Here is a 12,493-nt window from a genome sequence, read left to right as displayed (position 1 = left end):
CGCCGGGTCCCTGCTGACCAGTGCACTGGCGGCGTACGCCTTCTCCCGGCTGCGCTTCCCAGGACGTGATCAGATCTTCTCGGTGCTGCTCGCGGCACTCGTCGTACCGGTGCAGTTGACCGTCGTGCCGATCTTCATCCTGATGCGGTGGTTGCACCTGGTCGACACCACGGTGGCGATCTGGCTGCCGGCGCTGGTGAACGTGTTCGGCATCTTCTTCCTGCGGCAGTACATCGCGTCGATCCCGCGAGAGCTGGACGAGGCGGCGATCATGGACGGCGCCGGGCACTTCTGGATCCTGTTCCGGGTGATCCTGCCGCTGGCCCGGCCGGGGCTGACCGCGCTCGGGATCTTCGTCTTCGAGGCGTCCTGGAACAACTTCTTCTGGCCGTACATCTTCCTGTCGTCGCCGGAGAAGATGACGCTGCCGGTCGGGCTGGTGTCGTTGCAGGGGGCAATGGGCGGCGGCCCGGCGGTGGTGCTGTTCGCGGCGATCACGCTGGTCGTGCTGCCGATCCTCGTGCTGTTCCTGATCTTCCAGCGCTCGTTCATCGCGTCGATCGCGTCCACCGGGCTGCGCGGATGACCGATTACCTACCTGCCGCCGTGCGCGCCATGTGGCACGAGCTACCGCTGGTCGCAGCCGCCGGCGTCCTGGTGTGTACGGCGTCCGGACTCGTCGTGCTGCTGATGCCGGGAGTGTCTCCCGTCAGCGTGCTGCTCGGAGCGCTCGTGGTCGGACCGGTGTGGGCGGCTGTGATGGCTACTGCCGACTCAGTCGTGCGTGACGGTCGCGGTGGTGTGTGGCTGCTGCTCCGCAACCTGCGACGATGCGGCCTCGCGGGCCTAGAAGTGGCTGCGGTGCCTGCCGTGATTGCTGCGCTCGCTCTGCTCAACCAGGCCGCCTACAGCGGTCCGGTCTTCGCGATCCCGTTGGCTGTCAGCGGTTGTGCGACCATGCTGGCCTTGCTGGCGTCCTGCTACGCGTTCAGTCTGCGCGTGACCGCGAGCCTGCGCGGGAAGACACTGTGGCTGACCGCACTTCACCTGGTCGCACGCGCGCCGCTGGTTCCACTCGGCGTGCTGGCGTTGGCCTTCGTCGCGCTGCTGCTCGGCACGTCGGTCACTGCATCGTTGTTGTTGCTCGCCCCTGGCCCGGTGGCCTTGTTCGCCTCGGCCGGTACCTGGACGGAGAATCATGCACTACACCGGTGACAAGCTGACGCACTTCGCGCTGCCGTTGGGAGGTCTGGGGACCGGCACCGTGGCGCTGGCCGGCAACGGCGCGCTGCGGCAGTGGCAGCTGCACAACATCGGCAACCACGAGGCTCAGGTTCCGGACAGCTTCTTCGCGCTCCGGTTGTCGCAGGTGGAGCCGCCGATCGACGAGATCCGTTTGCTGCAAGGCCCGCTGCGGGAGCCGACGAACACGCCACTGGTGACGGATGACGTCGTACCGGCTGGTGAGCGGCGGCTGCATGAGCTGCTGCGACCGGTGGGTGAGGCGACGGTGTCGGCGGTGTATCCGCGGGCTCGGGTCGACTATGCGACCGACCTGCCGCTGGACGTCAGCATGGAGGTGTTCAACCCGCTGGTACCTGCTGACTCGGCGGCGAGCTCCCTGCCGGTCGCGGCGTTCACCTTCACGCTGCACAACACCGGCGACTTCCCTGTGCACGGTCTGCTCGGCGGCGCCTTGCAGAACTCGGTCGGCTGGGACGGTGTGACTCCGATCGACGGGGTCTCGTGCTCGTTGTACGGCGGCAACACGAACCGGGTACGGCGTACCGGCCAGTGGACAGCGCTCGTCTTGGAGAACACTGTGCTCGGCTCCGATCACCCGGGCGCCGGGCAGCTGGTGTTCTCGACCGACAACAGTGAGGCCTTGAGTTATCCCCAGTGGTCGACGCCGGAGCAGTTCATCACCTTCCTGGCCGGTCGTCCGACCCGCCGGCCGTTCCCTGCCGACGGTCCCAGCGCTCCCGGGACGACGTGGAACGGCGGTCTCGCCACGCCGTTCCGCCTGGAGCCGGGCGAGACCACGCAGGTGCGGTTCTTGATCGCTTGGCACTTCCCGAACCGATATGTCGACTTTCAGCAGTTCGGCCCGAAGCGCGACTACGGCCACAGCCGCTTCTGGCTCGGCAACGCGTACACCCGCCGTACGCCCGATGCCGTCGCAGTGGCCGACTCCTTCATCACGGAGTGGCTTGAGCTCGAGGCACGCACCGCAGCCTGGGCAGACGCGTTCGCGTCGAGCACTCTGCCCGGTGAGACCGGACCACGACTCGCCGCTCTCGTTGCCGACGTACGCAGCCCAACTGTCTTCCAGACGGACGACGGCACGGTGTTCGGCTTCGAGGGAGTGCTCGGCGCGTCCACCGGCATGTGGGGCGGCCGGTACGGCGGCTCCTGCCCACTCAACTGCACTCACGTCTGGAACTACGAGCAGACCCTGTCCCGCCTCTTCCCCGCGCTCGAACGCAACATGCGCGACACGGAGTACGACGTGATGCAGGCACCCGAGGGCTACATCCCACACCGGGTGATCGCACCGACGTACCACCGGCAACTGTGGGACGTGGCCATCGGTGGCCCGGAAGAGCCGGCACTCGACGGCATGCTCGGCAACGTCCTCAAGACCTACAGAGAGGTGCGGCAGGGCGCAGGACTCGACTGGCTCGCCGAGCGGTGGCCGAACGTCGAGCGACTGCTCACCCACATCCGCACCAAGTGGGACCCGGCCGCGACCGGCGTACTGCGTGGCGTCCAGCCCAGCACGCACGACATCGACCTATGTGGCGTCAACACCTTCATGGGCACACTCTGGCTCGCTGCACTCCGTGCTGCCGAGGAGATGGCCCAACTGCTGGGTGCGGACGGCAAGGACTACCGCATGCTCTTCGAAGCAGGCAGCAAGGCGTACGACAAGCTGCTGTTCACCGGCGAGTACTACAAGCAAGTGCTGTCACCAGAGGAGAAGCCGGACTTCCAGTGGGGCGACGGCTGTCTCGCGGACCAACTAGTCGGTCAGTGGTGGGCGCACCAACTCGACCTGGGTTACATGCTCCCCGCTGACCACGTGAAAACCGCCCTGCGCAACGTGGTCCGACACAATCTCCGCACGAACTTCGAGGGCTTCGACCACCCCTACCGCGTCTTTGCCGACGGCAACGACACCGGCCTCCTCATGTGCACCTGGCCGTACGGAGGCCGTCCCGACGTCCCGACCCGGTACTGCGACGAGGTGTGGACCGGATCCGAGTACCAGGTCGCTGCCCACTGCCTCTACGAAGGCCTCGTCGACGAAGCCTTCCAGATCCTCCAGGGCCTCTGGGACCGGTACGACGGCAGCCGCCGCAATCCCTTCAACCCGATCGAGTGCGGCGACCACTACATCCGCAACGCCGCCGGCTGGACCGTCCTCGAAGCCCTGGCCGGCTTCCGGTACGACGCCCTGTCCGGCGCCCTCACCTTCGCCCCACTCGACATCGCCCGCTCCGCCGACATCTGGCAACTCCCCTTCGTCGCCGGCACCGGCTGGGGCGTCGCCACCAGCACCCCCGACTCCATCACCCTGACCTGCCACGCCGGCCACCTGAACGTGGACACAGTGCACGTCGACGGGACCGCACTTCCGGCCGCCGAAGCCGTCGTCGTCCCCGGAAAACCGTTGGTGATCCCCCGGACCTGACCTCTACCGTCGACACCATGTCGCTCGTCGAACGTGCACAGGCTCTGCAGGACGAGGCTCGGCAGCTGGCGGACCGGCTGCAGCTCGAGACTGCGTTTCCCTGGCCGCCGGTGGTGATCGGGAGCGCGCTGTCGGGGCTGATGGTCGTGCGCGACCTCGACGTGATGTTCGACGCTCCGGACGCCACCGCGGCCACGGTCCTGGAAGGCTTGGCAACGCTGGCCCGGCGCGTCGACCTCCGCAGTGTCGACTTCCAGGACGAGCGCGGCGACCGGCGCCCGACCCCGGCGATCACCGACGAACGCTTCTACGCCGTCCTGCGCACAGACACCTGGAAGATCGACCTCACCTTCTGGCTGCACGTCGTCGACCGCCCCCACGTCGCGGACGCCCTGCGACTGCGGGACGCGCCGGCCGACAAGCGGCTCATGATCCTGAGGTTGAAGGCAGCCGGCCCGGACCTCGGCAGCTCCGGCATCTACGACGCCGTACTCGGGAAGTGAAGAGTGCCGGCCGTCCGGCAACGCCACCGGACGGTCGGCACTCGCTTCAGGGGAGTCCTAGGGCTGCGGACTCCTGGTCGGTGAAGAGGCGGGAGCGGATCAGGAAGCGGACGCCTTCCGGGGCCTCCACCGAGAAGCCGCTGCCGCGGCCCTTCACCACGTCGACGGTGAGCTGGGTGTGCTTCCAGTACTGGTACTGGGCGGCGGACATCCAGAACGGGACCGGCCGGTCCAGGCCGGGCACCACCAGGTCGCCGAGATGCACGTCCGCCGACCCCGTGCGAAATTCCCCGTCCGGGTAGCACATCGGCGAACTGCCGTCGCAGCACCCACCGGACTGGTGGAACATCAGCGGACCGTGCATCCCGGTGAGACGGCGGAGCAGCTCCGCCGCCTCGTCCGTGAGCAGCACCTTCTCGACCGTCATGGTCAGAAGAACCCCAGCTTGCTGGGGCTGTAGCTGACCAGCAGGTTCTTCGTCTGCTGGTAGTGGTCGAGCATCATCTTGTGGTTCTCGCGGCCGATGCCCGAGCTCTTGTACCCGCCGAACGCCGCGTGCGCCGGGTAGGCGTGGTAGCAGTTCGTCCAGACCCGGCCGGCCTGGATCTCGCGACCGGCCCGGTACGCCGTGTTGATGTCCCGCGACCAGACGCCGGCGCCCAGGCCGTAGAGCGTGTCGTTGGCGATCTTCATGGCGTCGGCGTAGTCGTCGAACTTCGTCACCGCGACGACCGGCCCGAAGATCTCCTCCTGGAAGATCCGCATCTTGTTGTCGCCCTCGAACACGGTCGGCTGGATGTAGTACCCGCCGGCCAGGTCGCCGTCCAGCTCGGCCCGGCCGCCGCCGGTGACGACCCGGGCGCCCTCCTGCTTGCCGATCTCGATGTAGGCGAGGATCTTCTCGAACTGGTCGTTGCTGGCCTGCGCGCCCATCATCGTGTCGGTGTCGAGCGGGTGGCCCTGCTTGATCGCCTGGGTCCGGCCGACCGCGTCGGCCAGGAAGCCGTCGTAGATCGACGACTGGATCAGCGCCCGGGACGGGCAGGTGCAGACCTCGCCCTGGTTCAGCGCGAACAGCGTGAAGCCCTCCAGCGCCTTGTCGTAGAAGTCGTCGCGCGCGGACGCGACGTCCTCGAAGAAGATGTTCGGGCTCTTGCCGCCGAGCTCGAGCGTGACCGGGATGATGTTCTCCGACGCGTACTGCATGATCAGCCGGCCGGTCGTGGTCTCACCAGTGAACGCGACCTTGGCGACTCTGTTGCTTGAGGCAAGCGGTTTGCCGGCCTCGACGCCGAACCCGTTGACCACGTTGAGGACCCCGGGCGGCAGCAGGTCGTGGATCAGCTCGAGCAGCACGTGGATCGACGCCGGGGTCTGCTCGGCCGGCTTCAGCACGACGGCGTTGCCGGCCGCGAGCGCCGGAGCCAGCTTCCAGGTCGCCATCAGGATCGGGAAGTTCCACGGGATGATCTGCCCGACCACGCCGAGCGGCTCGTGGAAGTGGTACGCGATGGTGTCGTCGTCGATGACCGAGACCGAGCCCTCCTGGGCCCGCAGCGCGCCGGCGAAGTAGCGGAAGTGGTCGACCGCCAGCGGCAGGTCGGCGGCGAGCGTCTCCCGCACCGCCTTGCCGTTGTCCCAGGTCTCGGCGACCGCCAGCGCCTCGAGGTTGGCCTCGATCCGGTCGGCGATCTTGTTCAGGATGGTGGCCCGCTCGGCCGGCGAGGTGCGGCCCCACCCCGGTGCGGCACCGTGGGCGGCGTCGAGGGCGCGCTCGACGTCGTCCGCCGTACCGCGGGCGATCTCGGTGAACACCGCGCCGGTGACGGGCGTCGGATTCTCGAAGTACCCGCCCTTGACCGGCGGCACCCATTCGCCGCCGATGTAGTGCTCGTAGCGCGATTTGTACGCGACCGGGCTGCCATCCGACCCGGGAGCTGCGAAAATCGTCATCGGTCCTCCTTCACGTCGTCGGAACCTGACGGTGGACCGAACGTAGGTGGCGGGACGTTGCACGGACGTTGCAACCCGGAGTGAGGCTGGATGGACGCACCGGAGCAGGCACGCCGGTTGAGCAGGCAGTACGACGAGGTGCTCGGCGGCGGCCGGGCGCCTGGCGCACCACGCCCGCTGGTCGCCGCTTCGTGGGAGCGGTCTCTCGCCGCCGCCGTCGATCCCGAGCTGGACGCTCCCCCGGTGGTCGTCGACGCGGACCTGCTCGAGGGTCTCCGGGAGAACCATCCGCTGCGCGCCGTACTGCCGGTGCTTCGCCAGACGCTGACGTCGATCGCCGACGAGGCGTCGCACATCATGATCATCACCGACTCCCGGGGCCTGATCCTGTGGCGCGAAGGCGCGGCCGACGTACGGCGCCAGGCCGACCGGATCGCGTTGTCGGAGGGCGCAGTGTGGTCGGAGGACCAGATCGGCACCAACGGCATGGGTACGTCGCTCGCCGTCGGGCAGCCGGTGCAGATCCACTCGGCCGAGCACCTGGTCCGCCGGATCCACGAATGGACCTGTGCCGCCGCCCCCGTGCACGACCCGGACACCGGCAAGCTGCTCGGCGCCGTCGACGTCTCGGGCCCGCTGCGCACGGTCCACCCGGCGATGGTCGCCCTCGTCACCGCCGCGGCCCAGCTGGCCGAAGGACAGCTCCGCGTCCGGATGGCCGCGGCCGACGAACTCCTCCGCGCCCGCAACATGCGGCATCTGCACGCCTTGGGCGACGAACCCGGCGCCTTGCTGACCCCGACCGGCCGTGTGCTCGCGGTCCAGCCGCTCGAATGGTTGCCCGACCGGCTCGACGTTCCCGACGGCGCGGACCGGATCGACCTCGGCGACGGCCGCGAAGGCGTGATCGAGCAGCTCGACGAAGGCTTCCTGCTGCGCCTCCCCGGCACGCCGGCCCGTCGGTCCCGGCCGTCGTTGCGGCTCAAGCTCCTCGGCGCCGGTCAGCCGATCGCGGTCGTCGGCGACCGTGAGATCGCGCTGACGCTACGGCGAGCCGAAGTACTCGCACTGCTCCTGCTGCACCCGGCCGGCCTCACCGCCGAGCAGCTGATGCTCCAGCTGTACGGCGACGAGGGCAACCCGACCACGGTCCGCGCCGAGATGCACCGGCTGCGGAACCTGCTCGGCGCCGGAGTCCTGGACACCAAGCCGTACCGGATCATCGCCGACGTCTCCGGCGACGTCACCGACGTACTGAACGCTCTCCGCACCGGCGAGCTCGGCAGCGCGCTCGACCTCTACCCCGGCGCGCTGCTCGCACGCTCCGACGCCCCGGCCCTCCGCGCCGAACGCGAGGAGCTGGACGCGACCCTCCGCCGTGCCGTCCTCGACGCCGGCGACGCCGACCTGCTGTGGCGCTTCGCCCAGACCCCGACCGGCGCCGAGGACCTGGAGATCTTCGAGTCCCTCGACGCCACGCTCCCGGCCACCGACCACCGCCGTCCGGCCGTCACCGCCCGCCTGCACCGGCTCGCGGAGTAAGTGAGACGGAACACGCGAGGCGTGATCAGTGCCGCATCGACATGACTGACGAGTAACCAACCAATAACATCGCTGGTATGCAGATCCTCGCCATCGTCGTCTCGCTCGCGATCACCGCTGTCGGCGTCGCGTTGTTCGGCAAGACGATCGGGCACATGGTGTCCGTCATCAGGCTCGGCCAGCCCACCTCGGGCCGGACCGGCAACCCGGGGCAGCGTACCGTCACGCTGGCCAAGGAGACGCTGGGCCACACCCGGATGCTGCAGTGGAGCCACATCGGCATCCTGCACTGGTTCGTCGCGTTCGGGTTCATCGGGCTGTTCCTCAGCCTGGTGACGGCGTTCGGCCAGCTCTTCGACGCGCACTACGCGCTGCCGATCATCGGGCACTGGTTCGTGTTCGAGTGGGTCACCGAGTTCCTGACCTGGACCGGCCTGGTGTCGATCATCGGGCTGATCGTGATCCGGCTGCTCAACCTGCCGAAGGGCCACCTGGCCCGGTACAGCCGGTTCTTCGGCTCCCGCGCCTGGCAGGCGTACTACGTCGAGTACACGATCCTCGGCGTGCTGGTCTGCATCCTGCTGCTCCGCGGCCTCGAGTACCAGCTCGGCGCCGGCGACAAGTTCCACTTCCCGGGCACGTTCTTCATCGGGGAGACCCTGTTCGGCGGCCTGAGCGAGCAGGGGCTGGAGAACGCGGTCTACCTGGTCGCGATGGTCAAGATCCTGATCTCGTTCGCCTGGATGATCACCATCTCGCTGAACGCGACCATGGGTGTGGCCTGGCACCGGTTCACCGCCTGGCCGAACATCTGGTTCAAGCGCGAGGCCGACGGCGGTACGGCGCTCGGCGCCCTGCAGCCGATCATGGTCAACGGCGCGCCGATCGACTTCGAGAACATCGACGAGCTGGACGAGGACGCCGCCCTCGGGGTCGGCAAGGTCGAGGACTTCACCTGGAAGGGCCTGCTCGACTTCACCACCTGCACCGAGTGCGGCCGCTGCCAGTCGCAGTGCCCGGCCTGGAACACCGAGAAGCCGTTGTCGCCCAAGCTGGTGATGATGAACCTGCGCGAGCACGCGTACGCCAAGGCGCCGTACCTGCTCGCCAGTGACGACGACACCCGCAAGTCGCTGCCCGAGCTGGTGCTCGCCGAGCAGGACAAGCCGCTGGTCGGCCCGGCCGACGTCGCGGTGATCGACGAGGAAGCCCTGTGGGCGTGCACGTCGTGCGGCGCCTGCGTGCAGCAGTGCCCGGTCGACATCGAGCACGTCGACGCGATCATGGACATGCGGCGCTACCAGGTGCTGATCGAGTCCTCGTTCCCGTCCGAGCTCAACGGGCTGTTCAAGGGCCTGGAGAACAAGGGCAACCCGTGGAACATGAACCCGTCCGGCCGGATGGACTGGGCCAAGGACCTGCCGTTCGAGGTCAAGCAGGTCGGCGCGGACGTCGAGTCGCTGGACGAGGTCGAGTACCTGTTCTGGGTCGGCTGCGCCGGCGCCTTCGAGGACCGTGCCAAGAAGACCACGCAGGCGGTGGCCGAGCTGCTCAACATCGCCGGCGTCAGCTTCGCCGTACTGGGTGACGGCGAGACCTGCACCGGCGACCCGGCCCGGCGGTCCGGCAACGAGTTCGTCTTCCAGCAGCTGGCGATGCAGAACGCCGAGGTCTTCAAGGAGACCAACGTCCGCAAGGTCGTCTCCACCTGCGCGCACTGCTTCAACACGCTGAAGAACGAGTACTCCCAGCTCGGCGTCGAGCTCGACGTCATCCACCACACCCAGCTGCTGAACCGTCTGGTCCGCGACGGCAAGCTGACCCCGGTCGCCCCCGCCGACAGCTCGCTCAACGGCCAGAAGATCACCTACCACGACCCGTGCTACCTCGGCCGCCACAACCAGGTGTACGACGCCCCGCGCGAGCTGCTCGACATCATCCCGGGCGCCGAGTACGCCGAGATGCCGCGGAACCAGACCAAGTCCTTCTGCTGCGGCGCCGGCGGCGCCCGGATGTGGATGGAGGAGAAGATCGGCAGCCGGATCAACCTGAACCGGACCACCGAGGCGGTCGAGACCGGCGCGGACAAGATCGCCACCGGCTGCCCGTTCTGCCGGGTGATGCTGTCCGACGGGCTCACCGCCAAGCAGGCCGACGGCTCGGCCCGCGAGTCCGTCGAGGTCGCCGACGTCGCCCAGCTCCTCCTCACCTCGGTCAAACGCGGCGAAAGCTGACTGCAAGAACCGGCAAAACCCCTTCCTCCTCAGGTGGTCCAGACCATAAGATCCGGCGTCTGCATCATCTGGGGAGGAATCCACCGCCATGAAGTTCCGCTTTGCGCTGTCCGCGGCCGCGACAGTGCCACTCGTCCTCGGCCTGGCTGCCTGCGGCGGCGAGCCCGCCGCGACCGGCTACACGCCGTCCGCACCGGCGTCGGCGCCGGCCACCACCACCGCTGAGCCGCAGAAGGTCGTCCCGGCTGCGCACCTCGACTCGACCAGCTTCATGCCGGCCATGAAGAAGGGGATGATCGGCAAGGACACCGTGAAGGTCTCGATGACGATGGAGACCGGGGGTCAGAAGATGACCGTCACCGGCGAGCAGTCGATGAATCCGGTCAAGGCGAAGATCGACATGAAGGGCGCCGCGTTCGGTGGCCGGATGAAGCTGATCCTGGTCAACGACATCGCGTACCTGCAGACGAGTGACCTGCCGAAGGGCAAGTACCTCAAGATCGACCCCAACTCCGACGACCCGATGGCGGCCGAGGTTGCCTCGATGGTGGCGGAGCTGAGCCCGACCAAGACCTTCGACGCGTTCGACGCCGGCCTGACGAAGGTCGAGTACATCAAGACCGAGGCGCTCCAGCGCCGCAAGGTCGACCGCTACGAGGTCACCGTGAACCTGGCCGCGGCGATGAAGGCCCAGGGCCAGAAGGCGCCGGCCGGGGCGCCGAAGTCGATCGTCTACACGATCTGGATGGGCCAGGCCGACCACCTGATGTACAAGGTGTCGTTCAACCTGATGGGCGCCAGCGCGACGATGACGGCGTCCGACTGGGGCAAGCCGGTCAGCATCAAGGCGCCGGCCGCGAAGGACATCGTCCGTCGGTAAGGCCGGATTCGGTCAAATCACAGCCCTTTGTGAGAACTTCTCGTAACGTGACGTTAGGCAGGTAGCAACTTACCTGTCGGAGAAGTGATCACCTCGAATGATCGGGTGGGCTGGTGCCGATGCGAAGTACTCGACGAAACTTCCTGACCGTCACCGGAGCGGCCGCCGCGCTGGCGCTGACCGGCAACCTGCCCGAGGTCGGGCAGGCGCTGGCCGGCGCGACCGGCGGCCGCGACCGGCGGGATCCGTACACGCTCGGGGTCGCGTCCGGCGATCCGTTGCCGGACGCGGTGGTGATCTGGACCCGGCTGGCCCCGGAGCCGCTCGCGCCGTTCGGCGGGATGGACCGCCGGCCGGTCGAGGTGGAGTGGCAGGTCGCCGAGGACGAGCGGTTCCACCGGATCGTCCGCCAGGGCACGACCCAGGCCCGGCCCGAGGCGAGTCACTCGGTGCACGTCGACGTACGCGGTCTGCGCCCGTGGCGGCACTACTGGTATCGCTTCCGCGTGAACGGGAAGCTCAGCCCGGTCGGCCGGACCCGGACCGCGCCGCCGGTCGATGCGTACGTCCCGGAGGTGTCGCTGGCGTTCGCGTCCTGCCAGGCCTGGTGGGAAGGCTGGTACACCGCTTACGCCGACATGGCCAAGCGCGACCACGACGTGGTGTTCTTCCTCGGCGACTACATCTACGAGTTCGGCATCGACCGCGGCATCCGGCCGAACTCGAACGAGCCCTGGATGACCCAGCAGACCGTGACGCTGGACGAGTACCGCGTCCGGTACGCGTCTTACAAGATGGACCCGGACCTGCAGGCCGCGCACGCGTCCGCGCCCTGGGTGGTCACGCTCGACGACCACGAGGTGGTCGACAACTGGGCCGACGAAGCGCACCCGAGCGCGCCGCCCGCCCAGTTCCTGGTACGGCGAGCCAACGCCTTCCGCGCGTACTGGGAACACATGCCGCTGCGGCTGACCCAGCTGCCGAAGGGCCCGGACATGCAGCTCTACCGGCGGATCAAATACGGCCGGCTGGCCGAGTTCAGCGTGCTCGACACGCGCCAGTACCGCTCGGACCAGGCGTACGGCGACGGCACCAAGGCGCCCGGTCCCGAGACGAAGGACCCGGCGCGGACGATCACCGGCGACGCGCAGGAGAAGTGGCTGCTCGACGGCTGGTCCGCGTCCAGCTCGCGCTGGAACGTGCTCGCGCACCAGACCGCGATCGCCCGGCTGGACACCAAGGAAGGTCCCGACGTGCTGGTCCCGATGGACACCTGGGACGGGTACGAGGCGTCCCGCGACCGGGTGCTCGGCGGAGCCGTCCAGCGCAACGTCCGCAACCTGGTCTCGATCGCCGGCGACCTGCACCGCAGTGTCGCCTCCGACCTCAAGATCGACTTCGGCAACCCGGACTCGCCGACCGTCGGCACCGAGTTCGTCGGCACGTCGATCACGTCCGGTATCGACGGGATGGACCTCGATCCGGGCGGCGCGACGCTGCTCAAGGAGAACCCGCACATCAAGTTCGGCAACTTCCAGCGCGGTTACGTGAGCTGCAGCATCACGCCGCAGCGGTGGATCTCCGACTACCGCGTGGTCGACAAGGTCAGCGTCCCGAACGGCGCCGTCAGCACCCGCACCCGGCTCCTCGTCGAGGACGGGCGCCCGGGAATCCAGACCCTCTGAGG

At 68.3% G+C, this 12,493-nt stretch carries 10 protein-coding genes; 8 read left to right on the top strand and 2 right to left on the bottom strand.

Annotated elements, in window-relative coordinates; all coding sequences use genetic code 11:
• The 4 genes from ACWCOV_RS12195 to ACWCOV_RS12180 form a co-directional block, all read left to right on the top strand.
• On the top strand, positions 1–586 hold a 586-nt coding region (locus tag ACWCOV_RS12195; RefSeq protein ID WP_449829302.1), incomplete at its 5' end, for a carbohydrate ABC transporter permease.
• Positions 583–1,215, top strand: a complete 633-nt coding sequence (locus ACWCOV_RS12190; protein WP_449829301.1) for a hypothetical protein — start codon at positions 583–585, stop codon at positions 1,213–1,215. The genes ACWCOV_RS12195 and ACWCOV_RS12190, both read left to right, overlap by 4 nt.
• Positions 1,199–3,694 (top strand): GH116 family glycosyl-hydrolase, encoded by a 2,496-nt coding sequence (locus ACWCOV_RS12185; RefSeq protein WP_449829300.1) that lies wholly within the window; start codon positions 1,199–1,201, stop codon positions 3,692–3,694. Before ACWCOV_RS12190 ends, ACWCOV_RS12185 begins: the two co-directional genes overlap by 17 nt.
• A gap of 17 nt (positions 3,695–3,711) precedes the next feature.
• A complete protein-coding gene (locus ACWCOV_RS12180; protein WP_449829299.1) occupies positions 3,712–4,197 on the top strand; it encodes a hypothetical protein in 486 nt (161 codons plus the stop codon).
• A 46-nt stretch (positions 4,198–4,243) separates the two neighbouring features.
• Here the strand turns inward: ACWCOV_RS12180 and ACWCOV_RS12175 are convergent, their stop codons facing one another.
• Together ACWCOV_RS12175 and adh are read right to left on the bottom strand one after the other, a co-directional pair.
• On the bottom strand, positions 4,244–4,624 hold the full coding sequence (locus ACWCOV_RS12175) for a DUF779 domain-containing protein (protein ID WP_449829298.1): 381 nt from the start codon (positions 4,622–4,624) through the stop codon (positions 4,244–4,246).
• 2 nt (positions 4,625–4,626) lie between these two features.
• Positions 4,627–6,150: an aldehyde dehydrogenase gene (adh, locus tag ACWCOV_RS12170; protein ID WP_449829297.1), complete on the bottom strand. Its 1,524-nt coding sequence runs from the start codon at positions 6,148–6,150 to the stop codon at positions 4,627–4,629.
• Positions 6,151–6,240: 90 nt separating this feature from the next.
• Here adh and ACWCOV_RS12165 point away from each other — a divergent pair, with 90 nt between their 5' ends.
• The 4 genes from ACWCOV_RS12165 to ACWCOV_RS12150 all read left to right on the top strand — a co-directional run bounded on the left by ACWCOV_RS12165 (position 6,241) and on the right by ACWCOV_RS12150 (position 12,491).
• The gene (locus ACWCOV_RS12165) at positions 6,241–7,692 is read left to right on the top strand and encodes a GAF domain-containing protein (protein WP_449829296.1); all 1,452 of its coding nucleotides are present in this window, start codon (positions 6,241–6,243) and stop codon (positions 7,690–7,692) included.
• A gap of 77 nt (positions 7,693–7,769) precedes the next feature.
• Positions 7,770–9,926: a (Fe-S)-binding protein gene (locus ACWCOV_RS12160; protein ID WP_449829295.1), complete on the top strand. Its 2,157-nt coding sequence runs from the start codon at positions 7,770–7,772 to the stop codon at positions 9,924–9,926.
• Positions 9,927–10,014: 88 nt separating this feature from the next.
• Entirely contained in the window at positions 10,015–10,806 is a 792-nt protein-coding gene (locus tag ACWCOV_RS12155) for a hypothetical protein (RefSeq protein ID WP_449829294.1), read from the top strand.
• A 119-nt stretch (positions 10,807–10,925) separates the two neighbouring features.
• A complete protein-coding gene (locus ACWCOV_RS12150; RefSeq protein ID WP_449829293.1) occupies positions 10,926–12,491 on the top strand; it encodes an alkaline phosphatase D family protein in 1,566 nt (521 codons plus the stop codon).
• Positions 12,492–12,493 lie beyond the last annotated feature (2 nt).

It is taken from the genome of Kribbella sp. NPDC002412 (assembly GCF_053592935.1).
This window is presented reverse-complemented; position numbering and strand designations above follow the sequence as displayed.